This window comes from Bradyrhizobium rifense (assembly GCF_008123425.1).
GTDB lineage: Bacteria > Pseudomonadota > Alphaproteobacteria > Rhizobiales > Xanthobacteraceae > Bradyrhizobium > Bradyrhizobium rifense.
The window spans coordinates 81,976-104,224 of the sequence record NZ_VSSS01000041.1; the positions used below are offsets into that span (position 1 = coordinate 81,976).

The 22,249-nt window shown below is 57.0% G+C and carries 15 protein-coding genes and 1 tRNA gene; 7 read left to right on the top strand and 9 right to left on the bottom strand.

Going from position 1 to position 22,249, the window contains the following annotated elements; translation table 11 throughout:
- Nucleotides 1-419 precede the first annotated feature (419 nt).
- Both FXB40_RS26475 and FXB40_RS26480 read right to left on the bottom strand, forming a co-directional pair.
- Nucleotides 420-791, bottom strand: a complete 372-nt coding sequence (locus FXB40_RS26475) for a PilZ domain-containing protein (protein ID WP_187437153.1) — start codon at nt 789-791, stop codon at nt 420-422.
- A 1,497-nt stretch (nt 792-2,288) separates the two neighbouring features.
- Entirely contained in the window at nt 2,289-2,468 is a 180-nt protein-coding gene (locus tag FXB40_RS26480) for a hypothetical protein (protein ID WP_148775077.1), read from the bottom strand.
- Nucleotides 2,469-3,370: 902 nt separating this feature from the next.
- On the opposite strand from FXB40_RS26480, the gene FXB40_RS26485 reads away from it, so the two are divergent.
- The 3 genes from FXB40_RS26485 to FXB40_RS26495 all read left to right on the top strand — a co-directional run bounded on the left by FXB40_RS26485 (nt 3,371) and on the right by FXB40_RS26495 (nt 4,193).
- A complete protein-coding gene (locus FXB40_RS26485; RefSeq protein ID WP_246207957.1) occupies nt 3,371-3,538 on the top strand; it encodes a hypothetical protein in 168 nt (55 codons plus the stop codon).
- 67 nt (nt 3,539-3,605) lie between these two features.
- Nucleotides 3,606-3,827: a hypothetical protein gene (locus FXB40_RS26490; protein ID WP_148775078.1), complete on the top strand. Its 222-nt coding sequence runs from the start codon at nt 3,606-3,608 to the stop codon at nt 3,825-3,827.
- Nucleotides 3,828-3,947: 120 nt separating this feature from the next.
- Nucleotides 3,948-4,193: a hypothetical protein gene (locus FXB40_RS26495; protein WP_187437154.1), complete on the top strand. Its 246-nt coding sequence runs from the start codon at nt 3,948-3,950 to the stop codon at nt 4,191-4,193.
- Between the two features lie 92 nt (nt 4,194-4,285).
- Here the strand turns inward: FXB40_RS26495 and FXB40_RS48135 are convergent, their stop codons facing one another.
- Entirely contained in the window at nt 4,286-4,432 is a 147-nt protein-coding gene (locus tag FXB40_RS48135) for a hypothetical protein (protein ID WP_187437155.1), read from the bottom strand.
- Nucleotides 4,433-5,533: 1,101 nt separating this feature from the next.
- On the opposite strand from FXB40_RS48135, the gene FXB40_RS26500 reads away from it, so the two are divergent.
- On the top strand, nt 5,534-5,725 hold the full coding sequence (locus FXB40_RS26500; RefSeq protein ID WP_148775080.1) for a hypothetical protein: 192 nt from the start codon (nt 5,534-5,536) through the stop codon (nt 5,723-5,725).
- Between the two features lie 105 nt (nt 5,726-5,830).
- Here FXB40_RS26500 and FXB40_RS26505 read toward each other — a convergent pair whose 3' ends face one another.
- The 5 genes from FXB40_RS26505 to FXB40_RS48140 all read right to left on the bottom strand — a co-directional run bounded on the left by FXB40_RS26505 (nt 5,831) and on the right by FXB40_RS48140 (nt 11,986).
- A complete protein-coding gene (locus FXB40_RS26505) occupies nt 5,831-6,112 on the bottom strand; it encodes a hypothetical protein (protein WP_148775081.1) in 282 nt (93 codons plus the stop codon).
- Nucleotides 6,113-8,249: 2,137 nt separating this feature from the next.
- Entirely contained in the window at nt 8,250-8,792 is a 543-nt protein-coding gene (locus FXB40_RS49360; protein WP_246207959.1) for a tyrosine-type recombinase/integrase, read from the bottom strand.
- A gap of 68 nt (nt 8,793-8,860) precedes the next feature.
- Nucleotides 8,861-9,148 carry a phage integrase central domain-containing protein gene (locus FXB40_RS49365; protein ID WP_246207961.1) on the bottom strand — a complete coding sequence of 96 codons (288 nt, stop codon included), beginning with the start codon at nt 9,146-9,148 and terminating at the stop codon, nt 8,861-8,863.
- Between the two features lie 1,924 nt (nt 9,149-11,072).
- Nucleotides 11,073-11,147, bottom strand: a tRNA-OTHER gene (locus FXB40_RS26520).
- Between the two features lie 701 nt (nt 11,148-11,848).
- Nucleotides 11,849-11,986 carry a hypothetical protein gene (locus FXB40_RS48140; protein WP_187437156.1) on the bottom strand — a complete coding sequence of 46 codons (138 nt, stop codon included), beginning with the start codon at nt 11,984-11,986 and terminating at the stop codon, nt 11,849-11,851.
- Nucleotides 11,987-12,765: 779 nt separating this feature from the next.
- On the opposite strand from FXB40_RS48140, the gene FXB40_RS26530 reads away from it, so the two are divergent.
- Together FXB40_RS26530 and FXB40_RS26535 are read left to right on the top strand one after the other, a co-directional pair.
- A complete protein-coding gene (locus tag FXB40_RS26530; RefSeq protein WP_148775082.1) occupies nt 12,766-13,173 on the top strand; it encodes a hypothetical protein in 408 nt (135 codons plus the stop codon).
- A 1,826-nt stretch (nt 13,174-14,999) separates the two neighbouring features.
- Nucleotides 15,000-16,517 (top strand): glycosyltransferase family 4 protein, encoded by a 1,518-nt coding sequence (locus FXB40_RS26535; protein ID WP_246207963.1) that lies wholly within the window; start codon nt 15,000-15,002, stop codon nt 16,515-16,517.
- Between the two features lie 164 nt (nt 16,518-16,681).
- Here FXB40_RS26535 and FXB40_RS26540 read toward each other — a convergent pair whose 3' ends face one another.
- Complete coding sequence (locus FXB40_RS26540) at nt 16,682-19,318, bottom strand: Ig-like domain-containing protein (protein WP_187437157.1); 2,637 nt, start codon at nt 19,316-19,318, stop codon at nt 16,682-16,684.
- A gap of 1,993 nt (nt 19,319-21,311) precedes the next feature.
- On the opposite strand from FXB40_RS26540, the gene FXB40_RS26545 reads away from it, so the two are divergent.
- Nucleotides 21,312-22,112, top strand: a complete 801-nt coding sequence (locus FXB40_RS26545; protein WP_148775084.1) for a 2OG-Fe(II) oxygenase — start codon at nt 21,312-21,314, stop codon at nt 22,110-22,112.
- Nucleotides 22,113-22,249 lie beyond the last annotated feature (137 nt).

Genomic DNA, 22,249 nt, shown 5'->3' on the forward strand with positions numbered 1-22,249 from the left:
CGCTCGGAGAATGCCGAGCTACCTCTCCGAGCGCATTGCATGTGCGCCCTAGTTATCTCGCCGGCCTCCTCGGGGCCCCCATCCGACAGATTTGGCACACTTCAGAATTGAGCGAGATGACAGGCCGGGCTGTCAGCTTGTTTTCTGGAAGCGGTCCATCGCGACAAGTGTTGGAGGTCGGTTGAGGTCTCCTGTCGGAGACAGAGCCGACGTGATTTGCTCACCGCAAGGATCACGGCTCGTGACCCGAAGCGCAAATCCTGCGGGACTAGCGTCGCCGTGCTGGTGTTCTCGCGGTCGGTCGGCACTTATTTCTAGTGTATCTGTTGGATAGCGCGTCAGACTTGCCTGCAGCCCAATCTCGCGACAGCTCGTCATAGCGTCTGTCACGAGCCGCTTACCCATTCGATGCGGGACCATCAGGTCAAATCAAAAGGGAGGACGCAGACGTCGCCAGTGGGCCGCTCCGGCACGAGTGCATTGGGCACATTAAGTTGAACGATGCTTGCACTCTCCGGCTTTGATCCGCGGCGGCGCACAACGAACACCACGCCCGAAAGGGTTGCCCGCCTCCACACTACTCGACAGGCAAGCGTGTTGTGAAAGCCGCTAAACAATAGATCAAACTCGTTGGCGAATATGTAATAGGGCGCTGAAAGGCAAGCGCCAAAAGCATTGATGTCGCGCACCACACACGGATGCACCCCCGAAATTCCATCGAAGGAAAGCAATGCCGGTGCATTGATGACCTCGCGCGGCAGTGCGCGACGTTCCATTGACCTTTCAATCATGGCGAGAACTCCTCAAAAGATTCTTTGCTTCAATTGCCGGTCCCGCCGAACCTCGCAATACGAGATAACCTCGCACCAGGTGCGCCAACAAGCAGCACTGTTGTCTAATTAGAGTTGGATCGGATTTTCCGGTTAACGCGGAGAAGGATGGTTCAACAAGCCCAGCTCTATGCACGAAAGGCGTAGATCGACGCTGCCCAGGCGGATGACCAACCTTTACAACGAACGCCTGACTTGGCTAGTCAATGCGCACGCCGAGTTGGATGCGGCAGTCGCCGCCGCCTAGGGCTGGCCGGCTGACATGTCGGAAGACCAGGCGCTCGCGCGCCTGTTCGCGCTCAACCAAGAACGAACCGCAGCACAGGCCGCCGCCTTGTTGCCCGCGAAATAGCCAGAGCCTGCCCGAATTGGTTAGCAGGTTGTTAATCACCGTTCGACAGGCTTAGTCAGCGCTGCCGATCTACCCCCAGCCCAAGGCAGCGCAAGCGATGGCCGGCGGCAGTGATGCCCGCCGGCCATTGTCCACACCCACGAGTAGTGGCGGGTCGACCACACCCTCGACACCCAAGGAATTGACAATTTGCAGGCCTTATCCGTTACCGCTTTGATGGCGACATGCCTCCGCTCACCCGCCGCCGCAGCAAAGATGATCCCCATCGCGAAACGTGACTGATCCATCTTAACGACGTCCGGATCGGTGTCATCGGCCGGCGCGCGGGCGTACCCAGCTCGGCGCCGCAATGGGGCTGGTCTTGCGGCTTCTATCCCGGCGTTGATCCCGGCGAGCATAGAACTGGGATCGCCGAAACATTCGACGATGCACGGCCGCCTTCCAATGTGCTTGGGTGGAGTTGGCGGTCACTCTCACAGAAGCTGATTTCGAGGCATGGCGACGCCAGCGCGACTGGGAGAATTGGAAGGACCGGATGCATGATCTAGCGCTTCCGCCGCCAACAGAGCGCGCGGGCCGTTTGCGCGCTGCTTCTGCGGTGACTCGGTCAGCATCCGAACCTCGATGCACATGTGCGTGCTGCGCACAGCTTGACGCCAACCGAAGCCGCGGCCCGGTAATTTGGTACGGCATGTAACGATGCTTGCCCTGACCTAATTCCGCGAATATGTTTCCCATCCTTTTTAGCAACGAGTTTTGGGGGGCGCCACATGATCGGTTTTCAAGCCAAACTGGAACGCTTTGAGAGCCTCGCGACTGAGTGCGAATTGATCGCCAAACGATCGGACGAGGTAATCGCGAGTTTTACCTGCGTGCGAGCGAACACTATCGCGAGCTGGCCAACGACCTGCGTACCCTAATCGCATCGTTCGACGTCGCCGCGTAAGTGCCGGCCTATTTTGAAGCAGTGCGTGGTGGAGCAACGAAAGCTCCATGAAGGTCGGGCACACTCAGGCGAAGGCTTGGATAGACGCCGGTTTGCGTGCGCATGCTTCGATTAAAGATCGCGTCGTCGAACTCCGCCGGGTTTGATCAAGCTGTGCGTTCTAACGCTTGTCGAAGGCCTTCGCACGCTGAAACAGCACGGTTTGAAGTCCGGTGATGATCAACTTGTTCAGCGTCTCACAATCGCTCGGCGACAGGTAGGGGAGCTGGCGCGAAGTCTTCCACTGCTCAATGGCAGCGGTGACCGCGGCGCGCAATTCGTCGTCAGTCGGGCTGGTCATCGTGCGGGCTCACCTAGGATAAGACAGGTAGCCTGCCGTCATTTGTCGAAGTTGCAAATGCGACCTTGGGATGATCCAATTGGACGGTGTCGCAACGGCGGCGTTTAATAGATCGACACTTGCGCAAAAGCTTTTCTGTTCGTTCGGCTCGTTCGGCCCTGCTGCCTTTGAAAGCGCTGCAAGCGAGAGTAAACCGCTTGGCGCGTGCGACCTAAGCATTTTCCGACATCGTCAGCCGTGGCGCCATCGGCGATGAGCGAAAGCAGTCGCGCTTCTTCTTCGGGCGACCAATGTCGCGTCAACCCGCGGCTTTTTGTCATCGTGACCTCGCGGCTTGGGCACGCGGAGGCGCAGGCCTCCGCGGCTTCTCGGGAATTCTGTTGGGACGTTCAACCCGTGGCGCTGCCGGCATGCGGGCGGGCTCAGGCACGCGATTATCGCGCACCATCCATGCCGCTAACCGAGCATAGCTTCGCCTAAGGGCCGGCACGAGCCAGGCGGATGCGTCCTCGTGATCCATGCCACGAAACAATATTCTTGAACCATTTAGAAAAGATTGCCGGCTGCTCCCGATCCAGTAACTGATCGTAAACGATGCGATGGCACCAACGGCCATGGAACCCGAACGCCCGCTTGAAACGATACGTCAAGACATCGGTCGGCAGGAAAAGCGCAGGCCGCTTTTTAATCAGTATCACCGGCAAATGCTCGATCCTCTTCGTGACCGCGATTGGGTGTCTTCTTCGAAGCTTCCCGATCACCCCGGAACAACGCTCGCTCTTTTACGAAACGGATGGATGGAGCGACGCTCAACCGGCGAGGATGTCGAATATCGTATGACCGAAGCCGGTCTGACAGAACTTAGCCGGCCACGATAATCCGCAAGGTGGGAAACGACGAACGTGTCAAAGGCCATCGAACTGATCGTCGCTAGCTACGTGAAGGTGCGGGACCGTCGCGCACTAACGGACTTGCTGGCGCATCGACGCAAGGTGCTCGCCCAGCTGCAAGCCGTGTCGGGCATCAACCCAGAAAACGCTATCAACGCAATCCAGAGGAGTTGGCGGTGATCGAAGCCGGCCTCGAAGAACTTGAACCTCCGCCCGGTTCTCTGCCTGAGAACGAGTGGAGCTAGCGATGCGGGTCAACAAGATCAACTGGGACAAAATCGGCCGGGTAACCGAGCCGGGTCGATATAGATGCTTTTTCGGATATTTGACCGTCACGTCAGAGGACATTGAAGTGTGGACGCGCTACCCCGACGCGACGTTCACCTTGATCGCGCGGCCGACGACTGAGCAGTCGGTGGGGGACGATTACCGCCTAGGCGCGTTCGACATCGGCGATCGTCAACAGTAGGCGCGCTCCGCGACGCGGCCTAAGGACTGAAGCATTGCAGCCCCATAGGAACTTAGCCACCCGGGTCCGGTTGGCTCGGGTGTGCCGTTCGGCGGCCCTTTGCCAACTCAGGAGATGAAGGTGGCAAAAGCGTTAATTTCAAAGGCGAACCTCGAGCGCATTGCGCTTCAGGACATTCGTAGTTTCCCCGGCTCCGAACATGTCGTCTCAGTAGAAGTCGAGTACGAGGCCCATGAACCACAGGGCATGGACTGGAAATTGTGTGTCATAGCGAACGACAGAGGCGATCTCGACCGTATTCAATATGCCGCCAAGGTCACAAGCGATCCGTTGAAGCGCCGATACGATCTTCGGCTGGCTTCCTAGGCAGCACGATCAGCCGCGGTGTCCCGCTAAAAATCGGATTGCGAAAAAGGCGCCGACCCCTACCGCAACAGTTAACGCGCTGGGCAACGCGGCTAGTGAACCTTGATTGCGTGTAGAGGAAGGTGCAGCGCTGCTGCCCGTTCTTCGCGGTCTTTCCTCAGGAGTTCGTTTTCGCGTCGCTCGAATTCAGCCAGCTCTTTCAGGATTTGCTCGCGCTTCTCCGACTGTGTTTCTGCCATGGCACGCCCCTACAAAAGCAAGGCCCAATACAGAGAGATTACGGAATTATGACAGCAAGGAAGTCGGTTCGCCCGGGTGGCTGACTCAAGCGTTCCCCGGCTTCCAGTGGTGGGTCTGACTGCAACATGGACAACGAACGGGAAGAGCTATAGCGACTAGGCTTTCGAAGATAGCGCTGTCCGTATCCAAGCCGGTTGGTAAAACTCGTCCGGTCACTGGGCATCTGGTCAAGATATAAGACATGAAAATATGCCTACGACGCACAATGTAGTGAGCATACAGGCGCTGGTGTGCGCTCTCAAGGCGCATTCACAGCAGGCATTTCCGCCGTTGCTAGCGGCTTGAATGGACCGCTGTAGATGGCGGCTATCGCGACCAACGCGACAATCAGAACAATGATGGCGCGCATGATAAGGCTCCGCATGGGTGCCAAATCTAAGCAAGCGCGCGCAACGACATTGTGAAATAGACCACACGCGTAGTTCTTGTTTCTGCAACTGCCAAGGCCACCCGCTTCGTCTTGCGAAGTGCATTTGGCCCGCCCGCCGATAGTTCGGTTAAGGGCGCTGCCGAATCGCGCCAGACGGCCCGCCTACCGTCTGCAGCGGTTCACCGGCCGCACGGTTTAACGGCGGGTGGGGTCTAGCGAGTCCTGCCGTTCCAGGTGGTGCGTCGTTGCTCGTCGTATGAGTGTTGACGCGATCCAGCGTGATTAGGGCCGCGACCATGATGACGGTGGCCAAGGCGAGCGCAAACAGAACCAATGCTGTCCGATGTTGATCCATCGATAAAAACCTCCCGGCGAAGCTACCGCTGCGCCTCCTGCCAAGCAATGGCGCGGATGGGGTAGGGGGGCGTCGATTCTTTACCACTTGTGGGGCTCTAACCGGCCCATGGGAAAAGTTCTACGTCCACCAAACCCAAAGCTTTAGGAGGCCAATGGCCAGACCAAGAACACCAATTGCTCTGCTTGAACTTCGCGGGGCATTTAAGCGCAACCCAAACCGGAAGCAGGCTCGACAGGCGAGCCGCTTGTAACGGCGTCGCTGCCTGATCCGCCTGCCGACGTCACAACCGATGTTGCCGAAGTATGGCGGCAAATGAAGACCCGGGGCTATTGGCTAACCAGCGCCGATCGCTTCCTTGTCGAGATAGCGGCCACGCTGGCGGCCCGGTTCAAAAACGGCGAGCTAAAGCACGGTCACGTATCGGTCATGATCAGCCTGCTGGGAAAACTTGGCTTTTCGCCAAGAGAGCGCGGCGCGCTCAACTTGCCTACACGGACAATCTAACGAAGGGGCCTGCTAATAGTCTTGACCCGTTGCTGACGTCGGTGAGGCCTTCGTTTGCCTCTCAACGATCGCAGTTGTTAAGATCATCCGATGTGTTTGGGCGATCTAACCACCTTGTCTCACACCATCGAGAAATTGCTCCTTTTCGCCAGGCGCATATCCCTGACAAGCGCCGAAATACGCTTCAGGTTTGTCGCAGTCCGGGGTGCCGGACCGGTCTTGGAGCGGCAGGCGAGGTGGCGCGTACGCAAAGCTCGAAGCGGAGCCCGGTGCGAACGCGCCCTGATTGGAACGAACCACAGCGTGCCGGTGGGTGTGGTGCGCCGGCGCCGCGTTCGCAACGCCGCACAAGGCGATCAAAAGGCCAAAGCCCAAAATGGAACGCATCGCATTTTCTCCAATCGAGAACCGCGCGTGCTTAGCTAGGAATTGGGTCACGCCGCTCCAACGAGTCCTGCTTCACGATTAGTCAAATCGGTGGCATCAGCGCACGGGCCTCTCTTTCATCCTAGCTGCGACGTCGTAGCGTGTTCGCGGTTGGTTCGATGCTGGAAATAGTTTTCCAGAAACGTGCAAAACCTTCCGCGAACGCCTCTGATTCATTTCAACAATTCATTGAGAACAAACCGTGTCGCACAAGCGGCCGGCGAAAGGCAATCATTTAAATGGCCGAGGGCGACGTCGTAAGACGGCTCACCATCGTCGCGACAGGGCAGGGGCTGGACGAGACAATTCGTTCTGTTGAGTCCCTTAGCGATGCTATTTCTGGCTCGTCGAACAGGGCGCTATGCCCAAACCGACGCGGATTGGTCACATGCGCATTTGGGACAAGCTCGCTCTTGACCGTCACTTTGATGCGTTCTTCGGGATACGTACGGACGAAGCGGGGGAGAGGTTATTGAATTCGCGGCTTAGGAGAGCCACTGCGGCTTTCCAGCAACGGTGGGTGTGGCGCAAATATACTTCTCGGTTGCGGCAATCATGCCGTCATCCACCGCACTTAACGGGTAACGGCCCGTGAAGAAGCGTGCCGGTTCAGTTGATCCTAGGCGCTACACAACGAGAACCGGCCCGCCGCCATACGCGCGATAGACGACAGGCCGTTCCGGGTGGATGGCGCGAAACTGTCGAGCCACAGACCGATTACCCAACGTTTTCGCGGGACCGGCGTTCCTAGTGTGAACCTAGCACGATGGTGTCGACCCTCAGGCAGGGCAGACAACGATAGGCGTACACAGCGGGCAAACCTGCAATCTCTGAGAGCCTCGCCAAGTACGCCATGGGCCGCCTGCATGCCTTGCAAAGAAGGATAGGTGGGTTGTCCGGCGTCATCCCAATGCCCTTAAAAAGCAGGCAACGTAGGGTTCTAGAATGCCGAACGTATCTCCGGTTCATTACCGGCGAATATCGAAATTCGGCAGAACTGTCGATTGAGGACCGATGTGTGTCCGACAGGTTGCAGCCAGCACTTCCCTTCGCGTGCGTCGTCGTTTTTAATCTTGGGCATGCCTTGGATAGTTAAGGTCAAAAATTCGGACGGCTCTATTGCTGACGTTGAGACGGTCGATCGGACCACGGCCCGTTCTGTCGTCGAGGCCCATCGCAGCTCAAAGCGTGAAGCCTGGATCGTGGATGCGGAAGGCCGCAGGGTAGATGACGCGCCCGAAGAAGCCGCGCGGACTGAGGCGGCTCGATTCACAAAAACGCCGCCCGCTTAAATGTCTCGCGGGCGGCGGCTACGTGGTTGATGCAGCGGGCAGCGCCGATGGGAGGCCGCTGGGTTCCTCGGTATGAGCGAGAAGACGCTACGAGAAACCTACGGCCATCACCATCCCGACCACTTGCGCGTGGCTGCGAACGCTATTGGAACGCACTCGGCACCGAGCAAGAACGTAGGGTTGGTTGATTCATAAGGCAAAGCGCCAGAAGTCGGCGCAATCCCTTGAAAAAAATGGTGGGCCCGGCAGGACTCGAACCTGCAACCAGACCGTTATGAGCGGTCGGGCTGACGCGACCTGGTAATATCCTCGCGCATCAATCTTTTCTCACGCTTCCGCGGCAGGCAGGTTATGACGCCTGGACTGCTCACGCCGTGTTGAACAGTTTCACCACATGCGCTGAAGCTTGCCAGAGCTTGATGTACACATGGCGTAATTCGATTGACCGTTGCGTTTTGTATCATCCGATCTGTCTCCAGCGCGCTGCAACCAAGCGGCCGTTTTCGTGACAAGGAGAGACTATGACGGATGACCCACGGAGACCGCTTAGAGGCCCGTTATCGCCTACGAACGATCGGGACGGGAAAGTGGTCCCGTTTCGCGAGCGAATCAGCTGCACGGTGGACGAAGCTTGCGTGGTAACGGGCTTGGGACGCACGAAGCTTTATGAGTTGATAGGATCTGGCCAGCTTATCACGTCACGACAACAATCGGCCGGCGGCGCCTAGTGATAGTCCGGTCGCTTCTTGAACTTGTGGACACAACTATATCGGCGTGACCAACCTTTGATCAGCTTGATAGGTAATTCAGCGCCGCGCGCCTCCCTTGATCGGCATCACCCTCTTGGGATCGAGCCAGTGGTCGATTCGATCAGCCCAATGCTGCATCAGCTTCGAGCCGATCAGCGCGAGTGGTCCGTGCTTCTTGTAGAGACCTTCCACAGTAGAGTTATCGAGATGCGCGAGCTGCAGCTCGACGACATCGCCGTCCCATGCCTTGGCGTCCTTGATCTCTTCGTGGTGAGACAGGGTCGAGAAGGTGGGCCGGAATCCGTGAGCACAATGATCAGTTTTGGTGTCAATGCCAAGCAGCCGCAAGCGCTTGTTGAGAGTGTTGTTCGACGGCGCCTTGTCCTTCGAGCAGGAAAACGCGTATCGGCGATGGCCGGTTAGCTTCTGAGCTTTCCCCGAGATTGCGAGTGCCTGTCGTGACAAAGGCACGACATGGTCCCAGCCGGTCTTCATCTTGACTGCTGGAATAGTCCAACGTTCGGCATCCCAATCGACCTCGCTCCACTCCATTTCATTGACCATGCCAGGGCGGGGAATGGTCAGAGCATCGAAGCGCAAGGCAAGACCAACAACGTCACCAAACCTCGCTCTCGTCCAGGGTGCGTTGATGAGCTTGAAGACGCGCGTTACGTCACGGGTTCAGTGACGCCAGGACGCGGCGTCGAAATGTTGGTAATCATCTGCCCATTCAGGTTGCGGGATGGATTGTAGCCGTCCCCTTCGACATCGACATAGTCGCAGATTTGCTCACCAATGCTGCGCACGCGGTCGCTGGTTTCCAGCTTCCCGTCGGCTTCGTATGAACGCATGAGCGCGAGCACGTCCGGACGCTTAATGTCCTGCCTGCACAGCATGCCGAAGCGGACGTAGCCGACTCGAAGCTCAAGCACCTCGATGGTCCCGATGACGGGCATATGACGGTTATTTAATTGGTTTAATTGAGAGTATTCACTGTGTTCGCATATATTGGAATGGCGCTCACATCGTTCTTGTTCGCGACAGCCCTCTTCGGCCTGTACGTCGCTTTGGATCTTCCCAAAGATGTTTATTTCAGCGACGACTGTTATCCGGTTTTTAATTTAATCGGTTCAGTTTCTATTTCGGGACGGGGTCGCGGGGGCATACGCGGCTTTGTGCTCGGGGTGAGAGCCCGCCAGCTAGCCAGCCAGTCGCGGCGGCGTTCTCCCTCCATCAGCGCCGGCAGATGGTTCAGATTAATGACTAATTGATTTGTGATTTAGATCATATTGCGGTCGCTCAGAGGCCCGATATTATCCTTTTACCGGGGCTGGCTCCATATTTCACTTAGATCTTTTCACCCGGATTTTTTTGACACGGCGGGGCCGCAGCGAATACTCGCTGCGGCTTTCGTCTTAAAGGGAGGCTACCAGCGTGAACCAGCGGGCCTCATCCTTAGGCGCCGCTCTAACCGTCATCGCCCAAAACTTTAACCGGTAGCGCGTGAGCAAGAGCCGGGACTATGCTCATGCTAGTGCTCCTTGCTACCAAATCTCGCGTTCATTCATGGGACTGAGGGAGAGAACATCGAGTGACTAACCAAATTCAAAGCGGTGCCTAACAGGCCACAACATTTTGAAATCGTTTTGGAAAAATTTTGATTGGCAATCACCGCAGGACTCGAACCTGCAACCTGCTGAGTGGAAACATTCTGGGCGAGGATCCATTATCCGCTCGTCGGGAAAGACTTAGGCGCCGTCCGCGCCGCGCTCCGGGGCTTTCTCGGGAGGGTGCTGGCTACCATCAGCTAAGGTTTAAATACAGCGCGTCAGGTAAACCCACTCTGGTGCTAAGACAGTGGCTACGCGCCTCCACTTAATTCAATGGAGCGGGCGGGTCGCTTGCTTTACCTGTGTTCGCCGGCACACACATGAAAAAGCCTGGATAAGTCATGTTTGAATTTGGACCGACTTGAACTTTCTGGACCGCCTCAGTGCAACTCTTGATGTCTGGAAAATTCCCAACATGAAGTGGGTCTGCAGTAACGACGTTCGACGCGCCAAGGCCGACGAAAATCAACCACACCACCGAAGTTCCATGTGTCTTCTCCCCTAAATGGCCGGCTACTCGTCCGGGCCTTCTGTTAAAGCGGAGATCACAGCGGCCAGTTTACGTGCTCGCTGCCGGCAGGCTGTTGTTTCTCGTAGTTGTATCTTCCTCGGTTAATACCGGTCTGGGTGTGTGCTAACTCTTCGCACGTCAACCCATCGGCCTTCAAACTGAAGCCTCGTTCAATCGTGCCCCATCCAAAAAAACGCCGAACTTGCGAAAGCTGCGTCAGTATGGGCCGAAACGTTATCGAAATTTGGCGAAGCTCTTGCAAGTGCGCCGCACAGACATGTTGGATTGGGAACTTTTAGCGAATCGTTGACACTGTGTTGCCAGAGTCGAAACCGCACTCAAGCGGTCCTGTCGAGGGTCCATGGCCAGAACAATACAGATCAACATTGCACTTTGGGGAATGATCATCTGCGCGGCAGTCAAAGTGGCGCAGATTTGGTTCTGAGGCCGGACCTCATCCGGATAGAGCGCGCAGCACGTTCCACAGAAACCATACGAGCGCGCTTGTCCAGCCCAGCATTGCTACAACGCATGAAGCGGCCCATGCGATGCCGGTTGGCGAAAGACGGCGGCCACTTCGCTCTTGAGCGATCGATGCATCCGCTTGGCTCAATTGGCCCTCGCGCTTTCGAGTAATACTCTGATTGGTCTTAGGTAGGCCGAAAAGGTTCATTGAAGGTCACCTCAGAAAACATAACCGGCTGACTGAGGCGCAGGTCCGAAGCTTGGTATGCAATCAACTCGCGCGAGCGAAATAATTGGTGCCGGTTGAGAGGATTTGAACCTCCGACCTCCGCCAGAAGGAACGGCGCTCTCCCACTGAGCTAAACCGGCTTTGAAGATACTCAGTGCAACTGCTTGCGCGCTGGCCTTGTCCGGGCGACTGTGCTCTCAAGTCGCCGCTGCATGTTAGCAATTTCCGCAAGGCGTTCTTCGATCGCCTCAACAGAATTCAAATGGCAATCACCGCGCGTCTGAGCTGATTTGCTCATTGATATCCTCGCAACGCATTAAAAAAGGCCGCAACACAAATGACAGTTCGTCAGGCCGGTCGGTAAAAATCCGCTGAAATGAATTTGGGCTGCCGGCCCCTTGTCTGCATTGTGCGAGGACGAACCGGCAGATGCAACTTAGCCATTGGATTAACCTAACGAAACAACGTTAGCAGGTGCGTACTTTTAGGATTTGGGCCTGTGATTGGTAAACAGTTCGCCGTGTCGGACGGCTAGCGGCTCTTAGGTCGGAGACATAAAGCCACTGGGGACCAATGCACAAACGCGCAGCCTTTGGCAAAGCCCGCTTGGATGCCTAGCGAAACCGCTTTAGCACTGCGCTCCGCCTCCAAGGTGAGCCCAGCCGCCGCCAGCCCTGGACTGGGGCCACTTTGTATCGGCAGTGTCATAACGATCGCAGTACCGGGCCCAGTACTCCTGGTGGTCTGATCGGCAATTGAATCGGCAGCAGGGGCTGGAACCACCTTGCGTCCTTTGCCTTTGCTCGGGGGGCAGGAAGCTCGCTTCAAACTGATGGACCTATCACGTCGTACTCGAACGTGACGCCCTCAGGATCATTCTGCTCGACCAGATCTCTGCGACCTCGACCGTGGCAAAGACCTTGATGTGGTCGACGTCGCCGACCTGTTTGGCGGTGTTCACATAGACGAAGACGGTCATTAATCCCTCTTAGCTTACGCGGCCCCAATGCGGCTCTTTGCCCTTTGGGTTGAACTCGAGGACGTAGTGTCGGTTCAACGCCCGCAAGACGCCAATCCGGGCGAGCATTGCCGGACTCCGCTTTCCGCCGCCAGCATTAGCGCCTGCATGGCGGCCTGCCATTCCGGCGTGGCGTGCCCCTTGTTCGGCAATGTCGCAATGTACTCACCGGCACTGAGCAGTGTCACCAGCGTGCGGCCCTCAGGCTGGAGAGGGCTCGTCGAATGCGCGGGACCAGGTCATCCGATGCTGGAAGACTTCGCATGCAAGTGCGGTCCGATCGCCTGCGAACTGCTCGACACAGTCGTCGATCGCGCTTCGCATCTTCGCACTCTACACCCGCATTACCTTGATCTTTTGACAGATCGGTCCGCTACCGCGGGCCCGTGGCGCCGACATGGGGTTCGCGGTGCGGGCCGGCGGCTTTGGGTACGAGGCAGAGGTCGCACAGGGAGATGCTAGCGAGCTGCCGCACGCGAGCAATCGCGACTTTAGGCGGACCTGGTACCGCGTTGCGGCGCAAAACCCGTGGGCGGCTGGCCGCAACGTCGCGAATTGCTGATGTCGGCGCTGTTGCCACTGATCTGGACGCCCATCGTTTGGTTTCATGCTCGAGCTGCTCCTTGGGGATGCCGAGCGGTCGAGTCTTCCACACCCACGACAGCAGTAGCCCGCCTAGCGATTTAGGCCGCTAGGAATCGACAATTTGACTCTCGCCCGCGCCGCGTTTCGGTGGCGGCATGACGAAGGTAGAGAAACGCGCGGTCGCGAAGGCTCGGCATCATGAGTGCATGCGCGAAATGGATGAGCGCATCAGGGCGGCGCGCGTCGGTGCCGATCTGGCTGAACTCGGCCGGCTTCGCAGCTATCTGATCAGGGAACGGACGGCTGGCTACGCGCGCCCGCTGATCGACGCAATCGACGACTACGTGGAGCAGATCTCCGCTGACCGGTCCGCACTTGCATGCGACGTCTTCGAACATCGGATGACCTGGTCCCGCGCGTTCGACAAGTCCAGATGCGATCGAGCCAAACTCACCGGCCAAGCGCATGTTGCGCATGACGTAGCACGGCTGCCGTGCTGTCAGTGTAGCGGCCATCGTTCCAGCGGTGATCCGCGGCATATGCCGCAAGGGCGGCAAGGATGATGGCAAATCCGATCTTGCCCATATTCGATGATACTGGCCTTGTGCTTCTAGTCGTGCTCCTCGGGAAGGATCATGTTGAGGTATAGGATGATTGTCACCCAGGCTACTGCCGCAACGATTGGGGCGCCAAGCGCAACTGCTACGAGATGAGACATCGCCGCTCCAACAATGAATTTCGGAATCAAATTTCGGCGCGAAAATTTCGTCTGACGAAAAACGTCAGCGCTCGCGGGAGTTAATGGGCTTTTGGGGGAAAAGCCGCACCGTGGTTCCAGCCCCGCTGTGGCAATCCCGGGCAAACTAGAAATTAGGCCTTAAATCTCGCCCGGATCTCACAGTAGAACACCCCGTTCCGAAAATGGACTCCGTACAACTACAGGAGTCCGCTGTTCCACCCATTGTCCTCAAGGACGAACATGGCACGGCTTGGCTTCCAGCCCCCAATGCTCCCGGCTGCTGATTCAATTGCGGATCTGAGCGCCGGGAGTGCTAGGCTTACCGGGCTGAGGTGGCTGTCGCCGTATCGAAAAAAAACCGCCGACCTTGCGAGCCGACGGGAGTTGGATAGCGAGAGGCAGACACCTATCGCTTTGGCATATGTAGCACGGCACCCCACCAACGCGATCGGGCCCTCAATTCAACCTTAACGACATGAGAAGAGCCTCCGGCGTGGGGATGGGCACCCGGGGGGCATACGCGGCCTTGTGCTCGGGAGAGCCTGCCAGCTAGCCAAACGGCCCGTCCCAAGACATCACCTGGGGGCTTCCGGTCACGGAGTTACTGAAATCTCAGCCGTTCGATTGAGGCGGACGCGTTGCCGGAATGTCGGCCTCGGGAGATTTACGGGTGAGGCTGGGCACCAGCTGGCGAGCCATTCATCTTCATTAAATGTTGCACGGGCTATTTCGAGAACTGCGAAATTCAAATAACGTAGCGCTATTGCCGGACTGTAAAATTCATATCGTATGCCATTTGTGAGGGGCCAATGGATTCATTCAGCGTGCGGCGCCGACATATTTCCGAGGAACGCCAAAAACTTCATGACATCATGCTGGAGGTCCAGGGGCTACGCGGGCTTGTTGCGCGAGCAGAGGCCGAAGCACTAGGAAGACGCCATCCCAAGAGAGTCGCTCCCAAGAAAAGCAACCTTAGGCTAGTCGTCGATGCGAGCGCCGAAAGAGGCGCCGTTCCCGCGTAATCTTGGCTTGGAACAGACGCAGTCGTTGGACGCGCTCGCTCGTGTGATCGTGACGCACGGTCAGGCCGGCTCCGCGCATGCAGACTCTTTGAAAGAGAAATTGGCCCTGAATAGGCTTATCAAGTCAGAAGACAAAAAAACCGCGCGCTACGTTTGCGCGAATTCGAAAGGGCCTGATTCAACACATAATTGAAGAACCGACCGGACTAGTCCGGATCAAGCCTCAACCTCGAAACACACCCGAGTGTCCCATGTAGCGTAGTATCGTGTAGCAGCAAACCCTTATAGGGTTTTGCTACGCGCTACACTGCAAACTCAAAGGCTTAAAAAGCGACCGGTCGCATCAAACCTGGAAAATGCGCGTCGAGGAGCGTCGCAGTCCTCTGAACGATCAACGGCGTTAGTCCCCGCAGTACGCGCGCGAGAGAGGCATCAACGCATAATTGCACACGCGGCGGCAAACGTCGAGGGGGCGGCAACCAGTCCTGAACAAATTTAGAAAGTGAGCTTACCCAGAACAAGTCAGCGTGCGCAGGTTACTGATTGACAATGATCGTGACGTTCGGGGGTGCCCTCGGTGAGTGGTCGGGATTGATTTCGGCGAGATCAGTCGGCTGCGTGCGACGATGTGATCCGCCGTTTGCGCCATAACGTCGCAGTGCTTGATGCGGCCAATGGTTTATTGTGCGGGACGCAAATTTATCTTTCGCGAATATTACGATTTGAACTCATGCGAGCAGCCGTATTAGCGGCCTATATTATTCCTGCCCTGTTGGTATTTGCTTTGTCTTTTGCGGATTTGGCGAGTCTCCTGGCGCTTTTGGAGATCGATCTCGCAAGATCGCAAGGCGAGGCAATCCATGCCACCCTGTATGGCCAGTCGCTCGCCTCAGTTGGGTTACCCGCACTGCAGTTGAAGCTTTTCACTCAGTCAGATCCCCGCCCAAAAGTGCGAGTTTTGCACTACATGGGCACGAATTTCGGCATGACTGGCGTCGAGACCTTCATCTTGCAGCTCACCGCTGCTCAAAAGCGACGCGGCCTTACTCCATCTATTTTGATGGATCTGCACAACCGGCAGGATGTCCGGGAAATTGCAGGCGGGTACGGCATAGCTGTGCATGACCTTCCCGATCGAAATTCCGCCGCACGGCTCTTGCCCTGGAAACTCGGAACTGCCGTGCTGCGCGCTCAACGTATCGGGGCAATCTATCGATTGCTCAAGAGCAACGACGTCTTGCACATCCAGGCGGTTGGTCTCTCCTGCCTTGACGGCTTTATCGCGGCGGCAATGGCAGGTGCCGACGTCGTCGTCACGCATCACGGCACCTTGAGCTGGTTCGCGCCGCAACGTGATTTGCTCGCCGAAATAACCTTCTGGATTGAGAAGCGCACCGCGTCAACAATCGTCATGCCCTACAAAGCGGCCCTTGCTGAACTGATTTCGGAAGGTGTGCCTGCGGATCGGTCCAGAGTCATTCCATTTTGCGTCGACGAGGAGCTATTCGCAGAGGGGAGGCACGCAGCGAGCCAGAGCGGATTCACACTCGTCCTGGTCGCACGCATGGTCTTGGGCAAGGGACATCTCGAACTATTGTGGGCGCTCTCCAAGCTCTCCCCGCGGTATCCCCAACTCCGTGCCATGTTCATCGGTGATGGGCCAACGCGCGGACAGATAGAAGGGGAAATCGACCGGCTGGGTTTGCGGCAGATCGTCGAATGCAGGGGGAAGGTTGATCACCGCGAGGTGCCCGCGCTGATGCGTAGTGCTCAGGTGATCGTGCTACCAACCTACGAGCCCGGCGAAATGTATCCTGTAAGTCTCCTCGAAGGTATGGCGCTCGGCCTCCCGGCGATCGGCACAAGGTGGGCAGGTATTCCGGATATCATCGATGACGGCGTGACGGGTGTCATCGTCGAACCAAAAGATGAGGCCAGTCTCGTACGAGCGATAGAACGGTTCGTTGCCGACCCCAGCTTTCTTGCGCAATCCCGTGATGGCGCTTTGGCTCGAATACGGTCTCGTTTCACCGCGACGATCGTTGCCGACAGCTATGCTGATCTGTATCGCGAAGCGATGTCGAGTCGCACACCTTATCTCACTTCGCATCACATAAGGATTCGGCCCCCGCGATGTCTGGCGTGACAAGGGACCGGCATTGCATCGGCTCCGCGTCAGGCTGCAGGGAGCGAACTGCCCCGTGGAATGGTCGGGTTGACCCCTTTGCATGGTAATCACTCCGGCCTCAGCATGCTCTTGTCGCCGCTGGGCCGCAGCTTCGTGGGCAAAGCCGATGCTCACTGAACAGCTTAGAGTGGTCCCGTCATTGGGGCGTGCTGCTGGCTTGCGATGGGCTGAGCCAGGTGCAGCTCTGAACCCTTCCATGCTGCTTGACTGATCGGCGATGTATTCGCTTCAGCGAATGGCGAAGACGGAAAAGCCGACGCGATATGCTGTGTGAACAGCGCCAGGCGGTGATCCAGCGAGGGCCCCATCACGTTCGCCGTATCGCCCGCGGATGCATCCAACGCTTTGGCGGTGTGACCGACCCTATCGGCGGACGCAACTGTTGTGCGGGCGGCGTCGCTGAAGGCAGTAAAATGCCCCTGCCAGTCATGTGGTGTGTGGCTTCCGCCACTCCCGGCAAACGGAGTTGGCGAATTTGTTGCCGTGACTGTCGTGTTGACCTGCAGCACGCCTGCGGGATTTGAGATCGCGGCCGCAAGATTGGCGATGTTGCCCGCGCCGTCTTTCACCGTTGCCGTGCCTGAATTGACCGTCGTCACGGCAAGATCTTTTGTGTTTTGGCCGGCGGCGACCGTGTACTTGAAGGTCAACGCGTCGCTGCCCGAGCCCGACGCGTAAGTGGCTGTGCCGCCATCGTTGAGCTTGAGCGTGGGCGTGCCGCCTGTGACGGTGACCGCTTCGCTCAACTTGAGCGTCAGGTTGACAACCCTGCCAACCCCGACGACTCCCGAGCCCGCCGTTATTCCGGAACCGGACGCCGAAACAGACGTCACTATCGGACTCGTCGTATCGATCCGCAGCGTGCCGGCAGGGTTCGAGGCTGCACCCGTAAGATTGGCCGTTCCGCCGCCGGCGCTACCCTTCACGGTTGCCGTGCCCAAATTGACACCCGTCACCGTCAGGTCAGAGGTGTTTTGACCGGCTGCGGTTTTGTAGGTGAACGACAACACATTCGTGCCGGAGCCGCCGCTGTAGGTTGCCGTACCGCCATCGTTGAGCTTCAGCGTGGGAATGCCGCCCGTGACCGTCACAGCCTCGCTCAATTTGAGGGCCAGAGTGACTGTCTTCCCGGCGGCAAGATTGCCAGTCCCGGACAAAATTCCGGCACCGGATGTCGAGACTGACGCTACCGTTGGCGCGCTAGAGGGCGCCTTGATCGTGGCATTGAAGGCAGACGAACTCACGCTGTTGTTGCCGGCCGCGTCCGAGGCCGTCGCTGTAAGCTGATGCGTCCCGGTCGACAAAGCCGCCGCGGTGAAAATCCACGCCCCACTTCCGTTTGCAGTTGCCGATCCCAGCAGGGTCTTTCCATCGTAGACGTTCACCTTGCTGTTTGCCTCGGCAGAGCCTGTGAGTGTCAACACCGAGCTCTGGCCAGCCTTAGGAGAGGAGGAAACGATTGCCGGAGCCGCCGGGGCGACGGTATCGACAGTGACGACAAGCGATTTCGACAAAGCGCTGGTGCCGCTCGAGGAGGTCGCAGACGCGGAGAAGCTGTGCTTGCCGTTTGCGAGCGTGCCGGTCGTGAAGGTCCAGTTTCCGCTGCTGTTTGCCGTTGCAGACCCGAGCAAGGTTGCTCCGTCATAGATTTTGACGGTGTTGCCCGCAGTGGCAGCGCCACTGAGCACCAAGGTATTGTCGTTCGTGATTCCATCACCGACAACATTGCTATCGTTGGAGAACGAACTGATCGTAGGAGATGTTGGAGGCGTAGGCGTCTGACCGGTGCCCGCTCCGCCGAACGGCGGGGTCGGGAAGGTGGGATCGGTCGAGGTGACGATATTGCTGTAATCGGCCGCCATCGTGTAGTTGGCATCCGTCGGATCTCCCCGATAGATGCCGAGCTTCAGGTTGTAGTTTGCCCCGGGGTCTCCCAGCACCCCGTGGTAGTTGACGATCTGGACACCGTCTCGCCACATCTCGAGATAGCCGGTTGAATCCGAGGCAAAGCGCGCCTGGATTTGAATGCTGTAGGCGTGGCCACGCTGAATTGGATTTGAGTCGATATATACTTGCTTTTCGGTCGCCTCGTTGAGATTGACCACGACCGCCATTTGCTCGCCCTTGAGCTGAATGGAGAATGTGGCTCCATTTGCGCCATACATCTGCGTGAGCGAAAGCCAGGAGAGGCCGGAATTCACGTTCGAGGTGCCGGGCTCGATTGTCATCTGGTAGGTGGCATTGAAAACGTCGCCGTTGGCCACCGAATTGGCAGCCAAGATCTCCGAACGAGAGCTGTTACCTCCGTCCGCCCAGTAATCGCCAGCGCGCAACTCCATTCGAACTGTGTGAGAGTCCGGTGTCGTCAGGCTCCACGGTTGCCCGGCATTTTCACTGTACCAGCCCTGACCGTCGATGGTGGATGGATTGCTCCAATTGTCCGTCCCGGACACGAATTTCGTCACGCTTGGCACGACCTTGATTGACATGACAGGTGATGCCGCGCTGGTGCCCGATGCATCGGTCGCCGTAGCCGTCAGACTGTGGGTGCTGTCCGCGAGCTTTGGCGTCGTGAATGCCCATGAGCCTGAGCTGCTCGTGGCAACCGTCCCCAACCGTGTCGCGCCATCATAAATCGTTACGGTCGTATTTGCCGCGGCTTGCCCCCACAACGTAACGACGTTGGAATCGGTGACCCCATCGCCGCGCGTACCGCTGTCTGCTGAGAATTGTTCAATGGTCGGAGCTTGGGTTGCCATAGACGGCTCTCTTTCTGAGATTTGATTATGCGGAGAAAGCGCCGTTTCGCGAAGGTAGCTAAACCTCATCCAACATTCGTGCTCACGGCAAGCGTGGCGATGTTCCAGCGATAATCGGCTTGCGGGACCACTATTTGATTCAATAGAGGTGGTGCTGTGATTAATTTGCGCCTGAGATGTGCAGTTGGAACCATGGCCGACGTGATCGTTCCAGGCACGCCTTACAGCTGTCCGTTGTGGATACTAACTACTGGTTGGGTCGCTGTTGGCTGCGCAATGGCCTTGGAGAATGGCCTTGGAGAAAAGGCGCTGCTCAACTTAGTCCACGGTTCCGGCCGGATGCACTGTGGGGGCCCGAGGAGCCAGGGTTGTTTTAGATCTGCAACCGATTGGATCGGGGCCGAGGCTCGAGCCCAGCTCGCCCAGTTAAGCTTTTCGATAGCTTAGGCCTCATCCCCCATGGTCGATGGGAGACCCTCCACGAACTTTCCACGGGAGGGCCAAATCGCATGTCAAGCGAGATGGGGCCAGCAGGACCTGATTAAATATCGCAAGCCTGATATTTTTGTCAGCATTGAATGTTCTTGGTCCGTTCTTGTTATGGCGTGCGGGACGCTAGGCTGGAATGTCTCCGACCGCGGTGGCCCAGTTTGAAATTAAGAATGGCCCGATTTAAAGCCTGGTAGGCATTGCGTTTGCTTTTGCGACGTTCGATCATGGTTCCAAGGCTTGTTAAAAGGGTTCTGATTGGGAGTTTTAAGAGGTCCTATGGAGATGTTTAAGGCTGAGAAAATCGGAGAGACCGAAAGCGATTCAAGCCGAGAATGCCGCACTTGCGGTGCCGCGCTGAGGTTAATTAGAACAGTGCACTTCCCGGACAGACAAGCAGTCATTCGAGCGTTCGAATGTGATTGCGGTGAGCGCATTTGGGACGAGTAAGGCCGCCTCAGTTGGAGGCCTTTTTTCGCGACGGCGGCAGCTCTACGGGCGCCCCGTCTTGAGGGCGTTTTTCTTTCTTTTCCTTCGCCTTGAAGCTGCGGCCGGGATACGTTGCCCCCAATGATCGGATATGGGGTGCCGAGCTGACAAACTGTCGCGCCACTTCAACGGGGTCAGCGGCACCAAGGATTGGTTGGCGAGCCATCCCCCGAACGCTAGTTCGGCAAGCCCCACCGGAGGGCATCCCGTCAAGGTGGAATTGAATGCCGCTCGCCTTCTCGATGTAGTGCAGCACCTTACTTCATGTCTCTTCTCGAAAAGATGGCTCCGAGCACGGTTGCTCGGGGTCGATGCGCTAGGGGCCTGTTTCGAAAAGCGGAGTGGCCGGATTCGGCCAGTACCGTGACGCACTGGTACCCTGAGAAAAACATGCCTTCTCTCGAATTTATCCGCTCGGAAATAGCGGTGCCGCCAGAAACGAACGTTGAACTAGGAGCACCCAGCGACTCGCCGGAGCTTTGAGATTACGTGGAGGGGCTTTTCCTGCAATTCTCTCCGAACTCCGCTGAGAGTCCTGAAAGTCCCGCGGAAGGCACTGAGCTTCTTTTCGTGGTGCTTGGTGTTGGCCCGCCATCGTGACTGTGTCCACCGGGGCCCCTCAAGAGGCCCTGGCCCTAGGATCGCTCAGGTGCTCGCTAGAGCCCTTTGGTCCGTGCGTGCTCGGTTTCCTATCCGCTTTCTGCGGGCGCGCCTGGGCTTCCTGAGAGTCGCCTGAGGCGGCGCGAAGTGAGCAACGACGTCCAAACGGCTTGCCGTGGGGGTAGGCCAGTCTGCGATTCCAAACCGATACGTCCGGCTTCTAATCTCGACCATCTTTATTTATTCACGATTTAGGAAAGCGAAGCGGCAGGCCACCTTTCCTTTGAGGCGTCCAATATTACACTTAATCTTAAATATGCAATCCGGGCTTTGACGAGTGCGATACCAGTTGTCATAAGACGTGCGCACATTTAAAAACAAATGCTTAACGATTAGACAGGCAAAGGCAAAAAGCATGCTTATGCGATCAACTGTTATGCGATCAAATCTTGCATTAGATGGCGAAAATTTTGCTGTTGCCTATCAACGGGCTCGACCCTTCCCTCATATCGCTCTCAAGGATTTTTGGGATGTGGAACAAATTGCCGAGGTCTCGAGGCAAGTTAAAGAGTTTTCGTTTTTTGATGGAGAGAAGGATTTCTACGGGACGCAGAAGAAGCGTTATTGCGGAACTTACGAGAGGATGCCGCCAGCGGTACGAGAACTGATTGATACTTGTCACCATCGCAGCTTTATCAAATTCCTGGAGGACATGACCGGCGAGAGTGATCTGGTCGGCGACCCGCAATTGGTTGGAGGAGGGATTCACAGCTCGACGACAGGCGGCTTTCTCAAGGTGCATGCAGATTTCAATTGGAACGAACAACTCGGTTTATACCGCCGTCTTAATCTGCTCATTTATTTGAACTCCGGTTGGGAGGAGTCCTGGGGCGGATCTCTAGAATTATGGTCAAGAGACATGAGCCGAAAGGAGGTCTCGATCGCTCCGTTTTTTAACACGGTTGCGGTTTTTTCGACTGACGAAAGTAGTTACCATGGCCATCCGGACCCACTGAATTGCCCAGAGGGGGTGACGAGGGATTCAATCGCCCTGTATTATTACAGCCCCGCGAAGCCGATCGATGCGCGAAGAACCAAACGCGGTATAAGCGAATATCGTTCCAGAGGTGTTTCAGACTTCCTGTCGTCTGTAAAATATAAGCTGATCGATAAATTCAGAGCCAAAATAGGATACGTAGCTCCGCGGAATGGCTGACTGATAGTATCGGTTTGCCGTGTCTCGGCGAGATCAAGCGACGGCGGTCTAACTCACCCGAGGCTGCGATCAGCTTGCTCATGCCGGATAGACCGGGTGACTTTGCATGCTTTCAATGTTCTTCCCTTCGTCAGCAC

Coding starts and splice junctions, on each gene's coding strand:
- FXB40_RS26475 (WP_187437153.1), bottom strand. CDS start 791: ATGATTGAAAGGTCAATGGAACGTCGCGCACTGCCGCGCGAGGTCATC.
- FXB40_RS26480 (WP_148775077.1), bottom strand. CDS start 2,468: ATGACCAGCCCGACTGACGACGAATTGCGCGCCGCGGTCACCGCTGCC.
- FXB40_RS26490 (WP_148775078.1), top strand. CDS start 3,606: ATGCGGGTCAACAAGATCAACTGGGACAAAATCGGCCGGGTAACCGAG.
- FXB40_RS48135 (WP_187437155.1), bottom strand. CDS start 4,432: ATGGCAGAAACACAGTCGGAGAAGCGCGAGCAAATCCTGAAAGAGCTG.
- FXB40_RS26500 (WP_148775080.1), top strand. CDS start 5,534: ATGAAGACCCGGGGCTATTGGCTAACCAGCGCCGATCGCTTCCTTGTC.
- FXB40_RS26505 (WP_148775081.1), bottom strand. CDS start 6,112: ATGCGTTCCATTTTGGGCTTTGGCCTTTTGATCGCCTTGTGCGGCGTT.
- FXB40_RS49365 (WP_246207961.1), bottom strand. CDS start 9,148: ATGCCCGTCATCGGGACCATCGAGGTGCTTGAGCTTCGAGTCGGCTAC.
- FXB40_RS48140 (WP_187437156.1), bottom strand. CDS start 11,986: ATGACCGTCTTCGTCTATGTGAACACCGCCAAACAGGTCGGCGACGTC.
- FXB40_RS26530 (WP_148775082.1), top strand. CDS start 12,766: ATGACGAAGGTAGAGAAACGCGCGGTCGCGAAGGCTCGGCATCATGAG.
- FXB40_RS26540 (WP_187437157.1), bottom strand. CDS start 19,318: ATGGCAACCCAAGCTCCGACCATTGAACAATTCTCAGCAGACAGCGGT.
- FXB40_RS26545 (WP_148775084.1), top strand. CDS start 21,312: ATGCTTATGCGATCAACTGTTATGCGATCAAATCTTGCATTAGATGGC.